This window comes from Flavobacterium sp. LM4 (assembly GCF_002017935.1).
Lineage (GTDB): Bacteria > Bacteroidota > Bacteroidia > Flavobacteriales > Flavobacteriaceae > Flavobacterium > Flavobacterium chungangense.
Map to the genome: position 1 here is coordinate 148159 of NZ_MUFW01000004.1, position 18945 is coordinate 167103.

At 33.3% G+C, this 18945-nt stretch carries 14 protein-coding genes; 8 read left to right on the forward strand and 6 right to left on the reverse strand.

Annotated features, from left to right (window positions below; translation table 11 throughout):
* Positions 1 to 5: 5 nt before the first annotated feature.
* Positions 6 to 575, reverse strand: a complete 570-nt coding sequence (locus BXU10_RS20530; RefSeq protein ID WP_031456609.1) for a Crp/Fnr family transcriptional regulator — start codon at positions 573 to 575, stop codon at positions 6 to 8.
* A gap of 240 nt (positions 576 to 815) precedes the next feature.
* Here BXU10_RS20530 and BXU10_RS20535 point away from each other — a divergent pair, with 240 nt between their 5' ends.
* From BXU10_RS20535 to purU, 3 genes are all read left to right on the forward strand, one after another.
* Complete coding sequence (locus tag BXU10_RS20535; protein ID WP_078229370.1) at positions 816 to 1916, forward strand: polysaccharide lyase family 1 protein; 1101 nt, start codon at positions 816 to 818, stop codon at positions 1914 to 1916.
* 248 nt (positions 1917 to 2164) lie between these two features.
* Complete coding sequence (locus BXU10_RS20540) at positions 2165 to 2881, forward strand: DUF4197 domain-containing protein (RefSeq protein WP_078229371.1); 717 nt, start codon at positions 2165 to 2167, stop codon at positions 2879 to 2881.
* A gap of 29 nt (positions 2882 to 2910) precedes the next feature.
* Positions 2911 to 3765, forward strand: a complete 855-nt coding sequence (gene purU / locus BXU10_RS20545) for a formyltetrahydrofolate deformylase (protein ID WP_078229372.1) — start codon at positions 2911 to 2913, stop codon at positions 3763 to 3765.
* A 79-nt stretch (positions 3766 to 3844) separates the two neighbouring features.
* On the opposite strand, the gene BXU10_RS20550 is transcribed toward purU, so the two are convergent.
* Both BXU10_RS20550 and BXU10_RS20555 read right to left on the reverse strand, forming a co-directional pair.
* Complete coding sequence (locus BXU10_RS20550; RefSeq protein ID WP_078229373.1) at positions 3845 to 6541, reverse strand: SdiA-regulated domain-containing protein; 2697 nt, start codon at positions 6539 to 6541, stop codon at positions 3845 to 3847.
* A 187-nt stretch (positions 6542 to 6728) separates the two neighbouring features.
* Positions 6729 to 7898: a proline dehydrogenase family protein gene (locus BXU10_RS20555; RefSeq protein ID WP_078229374.1), complete on the reverse strand. Its 1170-nt coding sequence runs from the start codon at positions 7896 to 7898 to the stop codon at positions 6729 to 6731.
* Positions 7899 to 8199: 301 nt separating this feature from the next.
* Between BXU10_RS20555 and aroB the strand changes: the two genes are divergently transcribed.
* From aroB to recQ, 5 genes are all read left to right on the forward strand, one after another.
* Positions 8200 to 9267, forward strand: coding sequence for a 3-dehydroquinate synthase (gene aroB / locus BXU10_RS20560; protein ID WP_078229498.1), 1068 nt, complete (start codon positions 8200 to 8202; stop codon positions 9265 to 9267).
* Between the two features lie 293 nt (positions 9268 to 9560).
* Positions 9561 to 10964, forward strand: a complete 1404-nt coding sequence (locus tag BXU10_RS20565) for an arginine decarboxylase (protein ID WP_078229375.1) — start codon at positions 9561 to 9563, stop codon at positions 10962 to 10964.
* A gap of 115 nt (positions 10965 to 11079) precedes the next feature.
* Entirely contained in the window at positions 11080 to 12048 is a 969-nt protein-coding gene (locus BXU10_RS20570) for a deoxyhypusine synthase family protein (RefSeq protein ID WP_035681188.1), read from the forward strand.
* Positions 12049 to 12055: 7 nt separating this feature from the next.
* Positions 12056 to 12463, forward strand: a complete 408-nt coding sequence (locus tag BXU10_RS25075; RefSeq protein WP_078229376.1) for a DNA primase — start codon at positions 12056 to 12058, stop codon at positions 12461 to 12463.
* A 138-nt stretch (positions 12464 to 12601) separates the two neighbouring features.
* A complete protein-coding gene (recQ, locus tag BXU10_RS20580) occupies positions 12602 to 14719 on the forward strand; it encodes a DNA helicase RecQ (RefSeq protein WP_078229377.1) in 2118 nt (705 codons plus the stop codon).
* Between the two features lie 71 nt (positions 14720 to 14790).
* On the opposite strand, the gene BXU10_RS20585 is transcribed toward recQ, so the two are convergent.
* The 3 genes from BXU10_RS20585 to lon all read right to left on the reverse strand — a co-directional run bounded on the left by BXU10_RS20585 (position 14791) and on the right by lon (position 18710).
* A complete protein-coding gene (locus BXU10_RS20585; protein WP_078229378.1) occupies positions 14791 to 15198 on the reverse strand; it encodes an SRPBCC family protein in 408 nt (135 codons plus the stop codon).
* 72 nt (positions 15199 to 15270) lie between these two features.
* Positions 15271 to 16014: an AraC family transcriptional regulator gene (locus BXU10_RS20590; protein WP_123922069.1), complete on the reverse strand. Its 744-nt coding sequence runs from the start codon at positions 16012 to 16014 to the stop codon at positions 15271 to 15273.
* Between the two features lie 242 nt (positions 16015 to 16256).
* Positions 16257 to 18710 carry an endopeptidase La gene (gene lon, locus BXU10_RS20595; RefSeq protein WP_078229380.1) on the reverse strand — a complete coding sequence of 818 codons (2454 nt, stop codon included), beginning with the start codon at positions 18708 to 18710 and terminating at the stop codon, positions 16257 to 16259.
* Between the last annotated feature and the right edge of the window lie 235 nt (positions 18711 to 18945).

Here is an 18945-nt window from a genome sequence, read left to right on the forward strand (position 1 = left end):
TTGAGTTAAAAGCTCTTTTTGATTTTTGATAAAAATTCGTGAGTAACACCTAAATAAGAAGACAAATTTTTATTATTTATTTTTTTTGTTTTATGAGGATACTTTTCTACAAACTCAATATATCGCTGTTTTGAAGTCTTGTTCAAAACATCCAAAAGCCTTTCCTGTATAGCAATATTGGCTCTTTCTACCATTAAGATATGAAACTGTATAAGTTTAGGCACCTGTTTGAATAACAATGCTTTGTTTAATTTATTAATTACTAATATCTCACTGTCTTCAATGGCTTTTATATTGTATTTTGTCAGTTTTTGGTAATAAAAACTCTCCAGATCACACATCCATTCATTTTCAAATGAAAAGAAAATAACAGTTTCTGTGCCATTTTCATTCAAAATATAGGTTTTAAAAGCACCTTTGAGTATAAAACCTTCATAAGAATTGTTAGAATCCTGAATCTGTAAAAATTCATTTTTTTTCAATTTAATAAACTCTGTTTTATCTAGTATGAAAGCCCACTCCTGATCTGTAAGAGTGATTTTTCTTTCTATATTTTGTCTTAGTGCTTCGTACATAATTTTTAATTATTTCTTAATTAAAATTTCTAAATTTCATAACATTGGGGAGTGAATTTAAATAATGTAATCGATTACGCAAAAATACTAAAATTATATTATATTCAAATTAAATATCTAAAAAAAATTAAATATTCAAATTAATTACAAATTTATTGAACAAGTTCAATATTACTGCAGGATTTAATAAACATATTTGCATCGCTATAAAAATTAGTTTTTAACCAAACAAAAACCATTATGAAATTTAAAACCAAACTAACTATTTCATTATTTACAATTGCTTTGGCTTTTACAAGCTGTAATACAGAAGACGCTTCAGACAGTACTGAAAATGCAAGTGCCGCTGCGAGTCAAAATGTTTCAACCTCAAAAGTTGGAGTTTGCTCAGAAGTTCCCGGATGGGCATCTCAAAACGGAGGCACAACCGGAGGAGGTACATCTGCCGAAACTCCTGTAACTACTTATGCCCAATTAAAGTCGGCGATTGAGAATACTTCTGTAAAAGTGATAAAAGTGTCCGGAACTATTACTGTTTCTGCAAGATTATCATTTCAAAACCAAACCGGAAAAACAATTTACGGTACCAGCGGTGCAAAAATTGTTTCAACAGATCAGACTAAAGATGGTTCTGGTATCATTTACTTTAAAGGTTGTAAAAACATCATTATCAGAAACCTGATTTTTGAAGGTCCGGGAGCTTATGATACAGATGGCTGGGACAATGCAACTTTAGACAACTGCCAGAATGTATGGGTTGACCACTGCGAATTCAGAGATGGAGTTGATGGAAACTTTGATATCAAAAACAAATCTGATTATGTAACTGTTTCTTATACAAAATTCACTTATTTAAAAGCCCCTAAAGCAGGAGGATCAGGAGGTTCTGACGATCACAGATACTCAAATTTAATTGGTTCAAGCGATAGCGCTACAGGAGACCGCGGAACATTTAGAATTACATTTGCACGTTGCTGGTGGGCAAGCGGATGTAAAGAAAGAATGCCAAGAGTTAGATTTGGAAAAATCCACATCATAAACAGTTATTTCAATAGTTCTGCCAGCAACAAATGTATTGCTGCCGGTTTTGAAGCTGATATAAAAGTAGAAAACAACCTTTTTGAAAATGTAAAAACACCAATTGACTTAATGACAGGTCTTACAGCAGTAACTGTTACATCAGGAAATGTTTTCACTAATACAACTGGTAATATTGCAGGAAAAAACACTTCATTTACTCCTCCTTATACTATCCCGACTCTTGCAGCATCTGCAGTTAAAGCAGACATCTCTGCCGGTGCCGGTGCTACATTTGCAGGTAATACATGCGGGTCATTCTAAATTTAAAAAATTGTTTTTACAGAAGAGCTATCCGGTTTTGGGTAGCTCTTTTGTTTTTAGGTCTTATAAAGTCTAAATTTCTAAAATAGCCCTGATGGAAGCGGTATCCCGCACTTTTTCTGTGCGGAATTTAGCGGACAGCAGGACAAAAGTTAATTATGAAACAAAATGTTTGTGCTCCTGAAATAAAATTGTGGCTTTGTTTTTGAATAAGTAGTATTTTTGAAACTTATAAAAACCCCATTTTAATGAAAAAGATTATACTTCTGTCATTGGCATTTTCTCTTAACTCCTGTGCGCAGGTACAACAAACACTAAATCAGTTACCACAATTATCTTCACAAATTCCAAATCTGGGTGTTGATATCTCTGCTGGTCTAAAAGAAGCTTTAAATAAAGGAATAACGCAACAGGTAAGCAAATTGACTGCTGTCGATGGTTTCTATAAAAATGAAGCGGTAAAAATACTTATGCCTGCAGAGCTTCAAAAAGTAGATGCAACTTTGAGAAAAGTGGGACTTGGTTCTCTTGCAGATGAAGGAATAAAAGTATTGAACCGTGCGGCTGAAGATGCCGTAAAGGAGGCAACGCCAATATTTGTCTCAGCTGTTAAAAACATGTCTTTTACTGATGCTAAAAACATTTTGTTAGGAAATGACAGTGCTGCAACAAGTTATTTACAAGGAAGCACCACAACTCCTTTGTACGCAAAATTTAATCCTGTAATTAAAAGTTCGTTTGAAAAAGTGGGTGCTGATGTTATCTGGACAAAAATTATTAACAAATACAACACTATTCCGCTGGTAAAAAAAGTAAATCCTGATTTAACTGATTACACTACGAATCAGGCTTTGGCAGGCGTTTTTAAAATGATTGCTGTAGAAGAAAAAGAAATCCGAAATAATATCAGTGCAAGAACAACTCCGTTGTTAAAAAGTGTTTTTGCCATGCAGGATAACAAATAAGCAAATAACCGATTAACCAAAAAATTATAATGCAAAAAATCACCATTCTGATTCACTGTAAAGACCAAAAAGGAATTATTGCAGCAGTGACTACTTTTATCGCTAAAGTTGAAGGAAACATTATTTATATCGATCAGCATGTTGATACAGAACAAAATGTATTTTTTATGCGATTAGAATGTGAATTAACCAACCATCACATTACAATTGAAAATCTAAAAGATGATTTTAACCAGACCATTGCCGCTGATTTTGATATGTCCTGGGACTTGTATAATCAGGAGCAAAAGCCTAAAATGGCTTTGTTTGTATCTAAATATGATCATTGTTTATTTGATATTTTAGGAAGATACAGTGCGGGTGAGTTGAATGTTGAAATTCCGTTAATCATTAGTAATCACAATGATCTGCGTTCTATAGCAGAGCGCTTTGATATTCCGTTTCATTGTGTTCCTTTTACAAAAGACAATAAGGAAGAAGGTGAAGCTAAGCAAATCGAATTATTAAAAAGATATCAAATTAATTTTATTGTTCTGGCGCGTTATATGCAAATTATTACGCCTGGATTGATTTCGTTTTACGAAAATAAGATTATAAACATCCATCACTCTTTTTTACCTGCTTTTCCTGGTGCAAAACCGTATCATTCAGCATTTAAAAGAGGAGTGAAAATTATTGGTGCAACGAGCCATTACGTAACAGAAGAGTTAGATGAAGGCCCAATTATTGAACAGGACATTGCACGTGTTTCACATATACATTCGGTAGAAGATTTTATAATGAAAGGTCGTGATTTGGAACGTATTGTTCTGGCAAGAGCCATAAAATTACATGCTGAGCGTAAGACAATGGTTTACAGCAATAAAACAGTTGTTTTTTCTTAAAAGATCAAGAATTATAAAATTAAAGAAGCCGTTTCAAGTTATTTTGAAACGGCTTCTTCTTTTAGAAAATATTCTAATATTATTTCTTAATCACACGGATTGTTTTTCTGTTTCCTCCCTGAATTACAACAACATTGTAAACACCAGTTGCGTAATCATTTCCTATTCTTTGGCTTTGCGCTTCATCAGCATTACTGAACTCAAAAGCATCTACCTGTTTTCCGTTCATGTCATATACATTTATTACAACGCTATCATTACTAAGTGTTCCTAAATCTAACTGAAAAACTGAACTGTAAGGAACCGGATAAGCTACTACTTTAAAAGTATTTATTTCTGAAGGATTCTCAATACCTAAATTAGGGCTTGTTTTAACAAAAACACCCGGAGAACCAATTTCAGTACTGCTGTTAGCGGCAAAAAATGCACCATTAGTACCTACTGCACTCAATTGCGTAATTGGTGTAGTTATAGTAGTTACCCCTTCAGTATTATCAAATGTTTTGAAAGTTCCTGTAGATGAAGCCCCGAACAATACAGAAGTTACTGGTGTGCTGCTTGTAGCATTATATAGATTCACCTGATCACCACTTGTCCCTAAACCAATTCCGGAACCAGTATAATTCCCAATTCTCAAACCTGCCTGAGGATTTGCTCCAAACCAGTTATTTAAAAATGTCGTAGTTTTTCCAGCTAAATCATTAGTTTCAATAAAGATTACAGATTCTCCCGGATTAATGCTTGTAATTCCGTTTAAAGCTACGGCTGCTGCAGGTGATTGTGAATTATCATCAACTTTCCAGCCTGTAATATCAACCGCTACTCCTTTAGTATTCGTAATTTCAAACCAGTCAGCTGCTAAAGGACTGTCACCGCTTGACCATGGAGCCACTTCAGAGATAAATAATTTTCCTGTAGTTCCAGGAGAGCCTATTTGATTCGCATCATTTTTAGCTGCAAAGGCATCGTTAACACCAACCTGACTTAATGTTGAAATAGTCGCATTGTTAAGACTGGCTGCGTTATTAAATGTTACATTAGTAGTTGATGTTCCAAAAATGACATTTGCTTTTAGATTTCCACTCGCATCAAATAAGTTTACCTGATCACCTCCTGAACTTAGACCTATTGAACCGCCACTATAACTTCCAACTTGTAAACCTGCCGGTATAGTATTTCCAAACCAGGTAGACTTAAAGTTAGCGATAACAGTTGCATTATTTGCAGCCGTTGTTTCTAAGAAAATTACAGATTCTCCAGCCTTAATAGTGGTGATTCCATTCAAAGTTAAAGCTGAAGAAAATGTCTTAGAATCATCATCTACTTTCCAGCCTGTAATATCAAGATCAGTAGTTCCGTTGTTTGTTACTTCAAACCAATCAGCTTTAATTGGATCAACACTGCTGGACCAGGGTGCTACTTCTGTAATGCTTACTGTTGCAATTGGTGCTACTTCATTAGTTACATCTGTAATTGACAAGGTAAAGTTAACAGAAGCATCAGGAGTAGAACCAACAGTTGTGTCATCTACATTTATAGTCACACTGTAACTCGTTTTAGTTTCATAATCCAATACCTTTCCTGCTTTGATATATAAAGTTGAACCAATGATTTGAAAAGAACCTGCATCTGCACCTGATAATGATAAGGTGTTTGTACCTAATCCATCATCTGTAACCAAAATATCTGAAATTTTAACTGCAGGTGTAGTCGTTGTATTTTCTAAAACGGAATTTATTGTATTTGCCAAAGCAACAGCTGTTGGAGCCTGATTTGGTAAAGCTGAAGGAGCATACACCCAAAGCTGCGGGTGATCGATATCACCACCTCCATTTTCGTTGACGATATATAAATTACCATTACGATCCATAGTCATTCCTTCGTGTTGCTGATTAGCAGCATCTAAAGGATTTCCTGGATCTGACACGATAGTTAAAGTACTTGAAATTACTCCATTTCGGTCTATATTTACTACTTTGGCATTTTCTTGGCTCAATATCAATAAATTGTTATACAAAGGCTGACCATTTAGTGCCGGCAAATTAGATAAAGCAAAAACATCAGCAACATCTGAAAAACCTAGCAATGCAGGATCGAAAAGATTAACAGAGTTATCTGTTGTAGGCGAACCATTAGTTGCTGTTCCTGCATCAAAATCAATTCCTGTCTGGAAAATTCCCATTGGAGATATCTCTTTTAAAACAATATAACCATTCGTAAGCGGATCATAAGAAAGTCCTTCTGTTCCTGTATTATTAACGAATGCTCCTAGTTTTACCGTTTTTGTATTACTTCTCGTAAGTGTTGTTCCCGCAGCATACGTAAACAAAACGACTTGTCTGTCACGCTCTTCAGTCATTACAAACTGACCATTACCAATGTAAGTAATCCCCTCGGAGTCATAAAAATCAGTTCCTTGTGGGCTGCTTCCCTGAGCTAATGTCATCGTATCGATAAACTGTCCTGTCAGTGATACCTGAGTGACTGAAGTAGTTCCGTCACCCACAATAAAAAGCGTATTGGTATCCCAGTTGTAAGTTACTCCCGAAGCTTCCTGAGCCAGTAAATTATTCAAAGGATGTGCGGTTCTTGTTGGCTCCGGCAAATCGTATCGTCCTAATCTGACATAAGTCGAAAGATCTACAGTCTGAGCCACATTATTTTGACTAAAACCTAGTATTGCCATAATTGATAATAATCCTGTTCTTAGATTAAATAATTCTGACTTAAAATTGATTGTAGCGTTGTGTGGATTTAATAGTAAAGATTTTATCATATTGGTAAATTTTAATTTGGTACAAATCTATTTAACAGCAAAATTTTGTAATTAATGTAATAGTTACTTTATGATTAACTCTTTGTTTTTATTGTTTAGTGAATGTTATGAGAAAAAATAAACTCAAAAAAAAACCGCCTCAGGTTATGAGACGGTTTTGTTTAAGATAGTAGTATATTGAAAAATTTTATTTCCCTTTTCTTCTTTTACGTTCTGCTTTAATCATTGACAATTCACGGCTCGTTTGCCCAGCCACAGAGGTATTTTCTTCTGCACGTCGAATCAGGTACGGCATCACGTCTTTTACAGGTCCGAAAGGCAAATATTTTGCAACATTATATCCATTCTCTGCAAGATTATAACTGATGTTATCGCTCATTCCGTATAATTGCCCAAACCAGATTCTGTTGTCATTTTTGGCGATTGCTTTTTGTTCCATCAGCTCCATGAGTTTATAAGAGCTCAATTCATTGTGGGTTCCTGCAAAAATTGACATCGTGTCTAAATGATCCAGCATATAAAGTACAGCAGCATCATAATTCTCATCAGTCGCTTCTTTAGAAACACATATTGGAGAAATATATCCTTTTTCTTCTGCTCTTTTATTCTCTTTCTCCATATAAGCGCCGCGAACTAATTTTATTCCAATAAAGAAACCTTCTTTTTTAGCAATTTCATGAAGCCTTTTCAGATAATCCAAACGATCCCAACGATACATTTGTAAAGTATTAAAAACTATGGCTTTTTCTTTATTATATTTGCGCATCATCTCAGTTACCAGATCATCGGCGGCATCCTGCATCCAGCTTTCTTCTCCATCAATTAGTAATGCCACATCTTTCTTATGTGCTTCACTGCAAACATGATCAAAACGAGCTACAACTCTACTCCATTCTTCTTGTTCTGATGGGGTTAAAACTTGTTTTTCTCCTAATTTTTCATACAATTCAAAACGTCCCAAACCAGTTGGTTTAAAAACTGCAAACGGAATTGCCAGACGCTCTTTGGCGAATTCAATAGTTTTTAAAGTCATTTCCAGTGCAGCATTAAACTGCTCTTCCTCTTCTTTTCCTTCAACAGAATAATCCAAAACAGACGAAACTCCTTTGGTAAACATTTTGTCAACAACTGTAATACAATCGTCTTCATTAATACCACCACAAAAATGGTCAAATACAGTGGCACGAATAAGCCCTTCAACAGGAAGATGTGCCTTTATGGCAAAATTGGTAACAGCTGTACCAATCCTTACCAAGGGTTCGCTGTCAATCATTTTAAAAAGAAAATAAGCTCTGTCGAGTTCCGTATCGCTTTTTAACGAAAATGCGACCTTAGTGTTATCGAATATTTTTTCCATTAAGTTTAGTTTTTTGGGCAAAGATAAAGAGTGTTTAGAATATTATTTAACAAAACGAAGATATTTTTAGAAATTCATAACATTACAGTGCCAATTCAAATTAATCAAACTAATTCTCAGTCTGAAAATTATTATAAAGAAGATTCACAACTTAAAAAAACTCTAAATTCCTCAAAAGTTAAGGATAGAAATTTATTTTTAATGATTATAAAAACTCATTTTTAAAACAAATTAGAATTGGTATTTGAATATTATTTAGTTAAAAATGCCTTATTTTGCCGATTCAATTAACCGAAGAATTATGGAATCTATTCAAGCAAATAATTATTTAGTACATTTTAACCAAAATGCATACGAAGCCTTAAACAATCATTTAAAAGAAAATAAATACTCTAATGTGTTCATTATAGTGGATGATAAAACAAATGAGCATTGTTTGCCTAAATTTTTACCTTTATTAGAAACCGATTTAACTATTGAAATTATAGAATTCGAATCTGGTGAAGCCAATAAAAACATAGAAACCTGTATTCAAATATGGAATGTCCTTACGGAATTAGGTGCTGACAGAAAATCGCTTATAATCAATTTAGGCGGTGGCGTTGTTACGGATTTAGGAGGTTTTGTGGCTTCTACATTCAAACGTGGAGTAGATTTCATTAATATACCAACTACTTTATTGTCTATGGTGGATGCTTCTGTGGGAGGAAAAACTGGTGTCGATTTAGGAAATCTTAAAAACCAAATTGGTGTGATTAATGTACCGCAAATGGTTTTGATCGATACGCAATATTTAGAAACTTTGCCACAAAGCGAAATGCGTTCCGGTCTTGCAGAAATGCTGAAACACGGATTAATTTATGATGCTTCATATTGGAGACAGTTTTTAAATTTACAATCTATTGATTATGCGGATTTTGATGAATTGATTTACCGTTCAGTTGAGATTAAAAATGATATTGTAATTCAGGATCCAACTGAGAAAAACATCCGTAAAGCTTTAAATTTTGGACATACTTTAGGTCATGCTATCGAAAGTTACTTTTTAGAAAGCGAGACTAAAACAACTTTATTACACGGCGAGGCAATTGCCATTGGAATGATTCTGGAAAGTTATATCTCATTGCATAAAAACTTAATTTCTGCAGAAGAATATACTGAAATTAAAACGGCTCTTAAAAGCATTTATGACGATGTACAAATTGAAGAAAACGACATAGATCCGATATTAGAATTGCTTATTCACGACAAAAAAAATGAGTATGGTTCAATTCAGTTTGCACTGATTGAAGGCATCGGGAAAATAAAAATTAACCAATCTGTTGAAAATAAACTCATTCTAAATGCGTTTGAGGATTATAAATCTTAAACTTTTTTTAATAAAAAGCGTTGCATTAGGTATATATTATTTTTTACATTTGCCACAATGAAAACAAACAATAAACAAAAACACTTTAGCTCTTATAGAAACCGTCTCAATAGTTCTTTATTAAGGATATTGAATCGTTTTTACAATAGTAAAAGTCCGTTTTGTTTAGACGTTTTTTTATGTTCAAAGGCAGAACACGAAAAACTGGAAATTGTATTTGCCAATATCAGGGTTTGAATTTAAGATTTAGAAACGTTTACTAAATTTAAAAATACATGCTAAAATATTGCTAAATGAATACAAAATATTCTGACCTAATCAATCAAACCTATTATTTTCCTCAGGAAGAGTTCAAACTGAACAAAGACAACTTACAATTTCATAATATCGATTTAATGAAATTGGTTGAACAATATGGTACTCCATTAAAATTCACTTATTTACCACAGATTTCTGAAAATATTAATAAGGCAAAGGCCTGGTTCAGAAAATCAATGGAAAAAAACAAATACGAAGCAAAATACTATTATTGTTATTGCACAAAAAGCTCTCATTTTGAATACATAATGAATGAAGCTTTCAAAAATAACATTCACGTTGAAACTTCATCTGCTTTTGACATTAATATTGTTGAAAATTTACTGGAAAACGGTAAAATCAACAAGAGTACTTATGTTATTTGTAATGGTTTCAAAAGAGACGAATACATTACAAATATCGCAAGATTAATCAATAACGGACATAAAAATACTATTCCGATTATTGACAATTATGAGGAGTTGGATTTGCTTCAGGCAGAAATTAAAGGAAAATTCAAAATCGGAATCCGTATTGCTGCTGAGGAAGAACCTAAATTTGAGTTTTATACCTCAAGATTAGGTATTGGATACAAAAACATAGTTTCTTTTTATAAAAAACAAATTCAGGAAAATGATAAGTTAGAGCTAAAAATGCTTCACTTTTTCATCAATACCGGAATTAATGATACCGCTTATTACTGGAATGAATTGGTAAAATGTATTAAAGTATACATTGCACTTAAAAAGGAATGCCCTAGTCTTGATGGATTAAACATTGGAGGTGGTTTCCCTATTAAAAACTCACTTGCATTTGAATATGATTACCAATATATGATTGATGAAATTATCAATCAGATTAAAATTGCATGTGATGAAGCAGAAGTGGATGTCCCAAACATTTTTACAGAATTTGGATCCTTTACAGTTGGAGAAAGTGGCGGTGCTATCTATCAGATTTTATATCAAAAACAACAAAACGACAGAGAAAAATGGAATATGATTGACTCCTCTTTCATTACCACTTTGCCGGATACATGGGCTATAAATAAACGTTTTATTATGCTCGCGGTGAACCGCTGGAATGATACATATGAGCGGGTTTTATTAGGAGGACTGACATGCGATAGTGACGACTATTACAATTCAGAACAAAATATGAACGCCATTTATTTACCTAAATACAACAAGGAGAAGCCGTTATACATTGGTTTTTTTAACACAGGTGCGTATCAGGAAACTATAGGAGGCTACGGAGGTTTACACCACTGTTTGATTCCACAGCCTAAACATATTTTGATTGATCGTGACGAAAACGGGATTTTGGCTACTGAGGTTTTCTCAGAACAACAAACTTCAGACGATGTATTAAAGATTTTAGGGTACACAAAAAAAATATAAAAAAAGCTTCAAATAAGGCAAATTAATATTTATAAAATTCTTAATTTGCAGTAACATCTAAAAAGGTAAAATCTTTTTAATTCAAAAAAAAACAAAAAAACAAAAAAACAACGTAATGAAAGGACCAATCAGTCAGTTTATTGAAAAGCATTATTTACACTTTAATTCTGCCTCTCTTGTTGATGCTGCAAAAGCATACGAACAGCAATTGGCAAATGGAGCTAAAATGATGGTAAGTATGGCTGGCGCAATGAGTACAGCAGAAATTGGTAAAATTTTTGCCGAAATAATCAGACAGGATAAAGTACAGATTATTTCATGTACCGGAGCAAATTTAGAAGAAGACATCATGAATTTAGTTGCACACTCTCATTATGAAAGAGTGCCAAACTATCGTGATTTAACCCCGGAAGACGAATGGGCTTTGCTTGAAAGAGGATTAAATCGTGTTACAGACACTTGTATTCCTGAACATGAAGCCTTCCGTCGTTTACAAAAACACATCTATAAAATCTGGAAAGATGCAGATGATAAAGGAGAACGTTATTTTCCACATGAATTCATGTATAAAATGTTGTTATCCGGTGTTTTAGAAGAATATTACGAAATTGATTTAAAAGACAGCTGGATGTATGCTGCTGCTGAGAAAAACTTACCTATTATTGTTCCGGGATGGGAAGATAGTACGATGGGTAATATTTTTGCATCATACGTAATCAAAGGTGAATTGAAAGCCTCTACCATGAAATCAGGAATTGAATATATGACATTTCTTGCTGATTGGTATCCAAAAAATAGCACTAACGGAATTGGATTTTTCCAAATTGGTGGTGGTATTGCAGGAGATTTCCCTATTTGTGTGGTACCAATGCTGTATCAGGATATGGAAATGCATGATATTCCGTTTTGGAGTTATTTCTGCCAGATTTCGGATTCTACAACCAGTTATGGTTCGTATTCCGGAGCTGTTCCAAACGAGAAAATCACTTGGGGTAAATTAGACATTAAAACCCCTAAATTTATTATTGAGTCGGATGCCACAATTGTTGCTCCATTAATTTTTGCTTACTTATTAGATTTATAGGATATTTATGAAAAGAGTTATAGTAGACTACGCCAAACTTACCAACGAAATTTTAAACCTTTTGGTAGAAAAATTTCCTGATGGTTATGATGATTCGGATGTTATCCGTTTTAGAAATGCTAAAAACGAATTGATCGAAGCTGTAGAAGTTCGTACTGAAGACACTATTTATTTAGTAAAAATTAGTACCAAACTTGCTGACAGAATTGAAAATTACGATGAAGATGATGATATCGATCTTGATGTTGATACAATCGAACCAGTAAAAGGTCTTGATATTGATGATGATAGTGATGATGATGATGAAGACGAGAATCTGGACAAACCAGATGTTGACGGTGGAGATGATGACGATGATGACGAAGATAAAAATGATATTGCTGACGAAGATGACGATGAAGATGATGAAGATTAATTCATTTCAAAAATAAATTTAAGGAACTCTATTCGGGTTCCTTTTTTTATTAGCTAAAACAAAATATTCAAATATGAAATTATTTTTATTTTATAAGAAAAATATTATTTTTTATTATATTTGAAAAAAATATAAGCCATGAACTCAGAAATTCTACACGCCAAACTAAAAGAAAATTTTGGTTTTGAAAAATTCAGACCTAATCAGGAGAATATAATAAATACGATTCTTTCAGGCCAGGATACGCTGGCTATAATGCCAACAGGAGGAGGAAAATCTATATGCTTTCAGTTACCTGCTTTAATTCTGCCGGGAATTACTGTTGTTATTTCTCCATTAATAGCTTTGATGAAGGATCAGGTTGATAGCTTAAAAACCAACGGAATTTCTGCTTGTTATATCAATAGCAGTCAATCAAGTGATGAACAGCAATTTTATATTGAGAATTTAAAATCGAATAATTTTAAACTTGTCTACATCGCTCCTGAAAGTTTGTCTTACCTGGACATTGTATTTAATGATCTAACAATCAGTCTAATTGCAATTGATGAAGCACATTGTATTTCGTCATGGGGACATGATTTTCGACCAGCTTATACTAATCTGGGATATTTAAAAAACCGCTTCCCCTCTACTCCTATTCTTGCTTTGACCGCAACAGCAGACAAAGCAACACGTACCGATATTACACAGCAATTAAATTTAAAAAACTCAAAGACTTTCATTGCTTCTTTCGATAGAATAAATTTGAGCCTCGAAGTTCGTCCGGCACTTGACCGTGTCAAACAAATTATTGATTTTGTAGAAAACAAACCGAATGAATCAGGTATCATTTATTGTCTAAGCAGGAAAACCACTGAAGAACTTGCTCAAAAACTTCAAAAAAGCGGAATCACTGCAAAAGCATATCATGCCGGACTGGATAATACTATTCGCGCTAAAACACAGGATGAATTTATAAATGATGACTGTCAGGTAGTTTGTGCTACGATTGCTTTTGGAATGGGGATTGACAAATCGAATGTGCGTTGGGTCATTCATTATAATTTACCAAAAAACATTGAAGGTTATTATCAGGAAATTGGCAGGGCAGGTCGTGATGGATTACCGGCAGAAACTGTTTTGTTTGAAAGTTATGCCGATGTGATTCAACTACAGAAATTTGCTTCAGAAGGTTTGAACTCTGATGTACAGCTGGCAAAATTAGACCGAATGAAACAATATGCCGATGCATTGAGCTGCAGAAGGAAAATTCTACTTTCTTATTTTGGGGAGTTGGTTACTGAAAATTGCGGCAATTGTGATATATGCAAAAATCCGCCAACATTTTTCGATGGAACAATTTTAGCACAAAAGGCATTATCTGCAATTACCCGTTTAAAAGAATCTGAGCCTTTAGCAGTAATTGTCGATTTTTTAAGAGGTTCAAAAAATGCATATATCTACGAAAAAAATTATCAGGACTTAAAAACCTACGGAATTGGTGCTGACATTTCCTGGTACGACTGGAATCAATATCTAATTCAGTTAATTAATTTAGGATATTGCGAAATTGCTTTTCATCAGCACAACAAAATTTTACTGACTCCTTTTGCCAAAAAAGTATTGTTTGAAGGCGAAAAAGTAAAATTAACTACGGTTGTTAAAAAAGTAATCGATAAAAACGAAATTAAGGAAGCAAAAACTAAACCGAAACCTGCCACAAACTCACTTTTTGAAACCCTCAGAAAATTGCGTTATGAAATTGCCAAGCAAGATGAAGTTCCTGCGTATGTCATTTTCAGTGATGCAGCATTAAGGCAAATGGAAACTTTACGACCAATGAGTGATGAAGAATTTCTGGCAATTGATGGTGTTGGAAAAACGAAACTCGAAAAATATGGTTCTGAATTTATAAATGCGATTATTGAATTTCAAAAGAGTAAAGTTTCAAATACTAAAATAAAAAAGGAAAGCGCTACTTATAAAACAACCTTAGAAATGTTTGAAAACGGAAATTCTGTAGAAGAAATTGCGAAAACAAGAAAATTAGGGCTATCGACAGTTATTTCTCATCTGGCTAAATTATATTTAGACGGAGTTGATATTGATGTCAGCCAATTTATTTCGGATGAAGAAGTCTTACAATTAGAAAAAGCCAGGACTGAACTTGAAAATCCAAATGCTTTAAAACCTTATTTTGACCATTTTGAAGAAAAAATGGGATATGATAAAATTAGGTTTGGTCTTGCTGTTTTAGAAAAAAAGAAGCAATAAAAAAACAAATTCCGATACTGTGATTTACAGATCGGAATTTAGATTTTTCACCATAACTATTTATCTAAATTTTACAACAAGGTTTCCTGAAAATTTTTAATTATTGTATTAATTTCTTCTCTATCCTGAATTGCAATGTCATATATTGATTCGAACTTCACACTACATTTATCACCTTCTTTAGGATCCATTTGAAAGATACCTTCATAATTATACACAGGCATTGGCGGCGATAAAATAATAAATTTCATTTCTAATTTGTTTCGATTAATTGATGTTAACTTTTCTAAAATCTCACCTCCGCCTTTTATATAAATTGTCCTGACAGCACCTACCCCATTTCCTTCTAAAATTACTTTTTCAATAAGATCGGGTACAAATTTTTCTGTTCCTCCAAAATCAACTAATTTTTCCCAAACTTTATCGGCATCAAGACTTACAATCGCTTCTGATGTCTGACTAACTTTTACTTTACTCATTTTAATATTTTTAAATTCTCTTCAAAAATAAAACGACAGGAAAAAGTAAAATTTAGATTTTTCTCAAAAGTATCAACATTGATTCAAAAGTTTATCAGCTCTTTTTTTTAAAAGAAACTGTTTCGGAGAAACACCAAACTGTTTCCCAAACAAATTGATAAAACAAGAGACATTTTCGTAACCCACTTCTAACGAAATTTGCGCAATGTTTAAATTTGTATCGGTCAAAAGTTCAACAGCCTTTTCAAGCCGTTTCTGAATAATCCACTTTTTAGGAGGTATTTCAAATTTTCTTTGAAAATCTCTGTTAAATAAAGAAATACTTCTTCCTGCTAAAAATGCATAATCCTCAACAGATAGAGGTTTATCAAAGTTTTCGAGCATTAAACCTTCGAGATTTCTTTTTTTTCTGGTATTTAAGGAAAGTAAAATTTGAATTAAATGATTCTGTTGTGGTGAATGATAAATTAAATATAATAATTCTAAAAGTTTAAGTTTTACAACTTCCTTATTTGCTTTCTCTGTATATACTTTCAATATTGATTCTGTAAAAATTCTAATATTTTCGGCATATTCCAAAAGCAAGGAAGGGGTTGGTCCTAAAGTTTTGACCGGATTAATTTTTGTCAAAAATTCATTGATAATATTTTCTTCAAAAAAATAAAAAAAAGCCTCGAATTCTCCATTTTCAGACAGAACATCCGAAATCATATACCTCCATTTTGGTATAAAAACCAATTGATTCTGATTAACACAAAACCTTTCTTCCTCGTAATAAGTTTCAATATTAAACGTTCCTTTTAAAACTACAGACAAAACATGTTAAGAAACATAATGGTCTGTATTAACATCTATTGTATCCATGGTTTTATGGACGATACAAGACAAACCGTTAACCATAATTTTTCTAACATCTTTATGGTGGTATAAAAGCTAAGGAACTACTTTCATTTTCTTATAATTTAAAATTCCAAACTCCAAAACTGAGAATTCAGATTGAAATTTGGAATTTATATTTCAGCATGCAAAAATGCTTTTTTTAAATAATAAAAAATATTTTACTTCAATTGTTTTGCATTCTTTGCATTTTGATCTGTCAATGCAAGAGCCAGAACTTCACTCATTTCTTTCACATAATGAAAACTCAGACCTTCTAAATATTCTGCTTTGATTTCATCAATATCAGATTTATTTTCGTGACATAAGATGATTTCTTTAATACCAGCTCTCTTTGCCGCTAAGATTTTTTCTTTAATGCCACCAACTGGTAAAACTTTTCCACGAAGGGTAATTTCGCCTGTCATGGCTAAACTTTTCTTCACTTTCTTTTGAGTCAATAAAGAAACCAAAGAAGTCAGCATTGCAATACCGGCACTTGGTCCGTCTTTTGGTGTAGCCCCCTCAGGAACATGCAGGTGAATATTGTATTTTTGAAACAAAGTTGAATCAAGTCCAAGCTTTTTAGCATTTGCTTTAATATATTCTAAAGCAATCGTAGCCGATTCTTTCATTACAGTACCAAGATTTCCTGTAATACTCAAGGCTCCTTTTCCTTCAGAAATCAACGATTCTATAAACAAAATATCTCCACCTACACTCGTCCAGGCAAGACCTGTAACTACTCCGGCAACATCATTATTTTCATATTTATCACGCTCCAATCTTGGAACACCTAAAACTTTTACAATATCCTCGTCAGTAACTTTTTTGTTGTACTCCTCTTCCATCGCAACTGCTTTTGCAGCGTTACGAATTACCTGAGCAATTTTAGTTTCTAAATTACGGACACCGGATTCCCGTGTATAACCTTCAACAATTTTTTCTAATTGTTTTTTGCCAATTATCAAATCTTTAGCCGTTAATCCGTGAGCTTCTAATTGTTTTGGAAAAAGGTGTCGTTTTGCAATTTCTACCTTTTCTTCAATTGTATAACCTGACATTTTGATTACTTCCATCCTGTCACGCAAAGCTGGCTGAATAGCAGCCATATTATTTGATGTTGCAATGAACATTACTTTAGATAAATCATACCCCATTTCAAGGAAATTATCATAAAAAGCACTGTTTTGCTCTGGGTCTAAAACTTCTAATAAAGCTGAAGAAGGATCACCACTATTTCCGTTTGATAATTTATCAATTTCATCTAAAATAAAAACAGGATTTGAAGTTCCGGCTTTTTTCAAACTCTGAATAATTCGTCCCGGCATGGCTCCAATATACGTTTTTCTGTGTCCTCGAATTTCTGCTTCATCACGCAAGCCTCCTAAAGAAATACGTACATATTCACGTCCAAGAGCTTCGGCAACAGAACGTCCAATAGAAGTTTTACCAACACCCGGAGGCCCTGTTAAACAAATAATTGGAGATTTCATATCGTTACGAAGTTTCAGTACCGCCAAATGTTCAATCATTCTTTTCTTAACTTCTTCAAGTCCAAAATGATCTTTATCTAAAACTTTCTGAGCAAATTTTAAATCAAATTTATCTTTAGAATATTCCCCCCAAGGCAATTCCAAAAACAACTCTAAATAGTTACGCTGAATTCCAAAATCAGGCGATTGTGGATTCATTCTGCGCATTTTTGACAACTCTTTTTCGAAATGTTTCTGCGTTTTTTCGTCCCATTTTTTGGTTTTCGCTTTCTGTCCCATTTCGTCCATTTCTTCTTCCTGCGAAACACCTCCCAATTCTTCCTGAATGGTTTTCATTTGCTGATGAAGGAAATACTCACGTTGTTGCTGATCTAAATCAAAACGAACTTTTGACTGAATGTCATTTTTCAGTTCTAATTTCTGAAGCTCAATATTCATATAACGCAGCGTTTCTAAAGCACGCTCTTTCAATCCATTTATCGATAAAAGATCTTGTTTTTCTTTTACAGACAAATTCATATTAGAAGAAACAAAATTGATTAGAAACGATTGGCTTTCAATATTTTTGATTGCGAAAGTTGCTTCTGATGGAATGTTTGGACTTTCCTTAATAATCTGAATCGCCAATTCTTTTACAGAATCTAAAATGGCAGTAAATTCACTATCGTTTTCTGCAGGACGCTCTTCGTTAACTTCTTTAATAGTTGCTGTAATATAAGGCTCTTCAGAAACTACGTCCTCTATTTCAAAACGTTTTTTTCCTTGCAGAATTACAGTAACATTTCCGTCCGGCATTTTCAAAACACGCAGAATCCTGGCTACTGTTCCTATTTTATGAATATCATCTTTAGAAGGATCTTCATCTTCTTCATTAATTTGCGAAACTACACCAATGATTTTTTCACCGGCATTGGCATCGTTGATTAATTTTATTGATTTATCCCTTCCTGCCGAAATTGGAATCACAACTCCGGGAAATAAAACAGTATTACGTAAAGGTAAAATGGGTAACGAAAGTGGAAGCTCTTCATTGTTCATTTCCTCTTCATCTTCGGGAGTTAATAATGGAATTAATTCTGCCTCCGAGTCAAATTCCTGAAGTGACAGATTGTCAATAGTAAGTATTTTATGGTTTGCCATAATAATATATAAGTCGTTTTGTCATTAAAAGGTTTGTTCTAATCTCAAATACTAACTACGAAAGCTGTGTTTTAATAAAATCAGGCTAAAAATTATCTTTGAAAGTTAGGCCATAAAAATAGACAATCATTATGCCAAAAACAAAGACATTGCAATTGAAATTTTAATGTCCAAAACTATTTTATATAAGTATGACAGGCATTTCAAAAAAAATACAATTATTTTTATCAAAAGT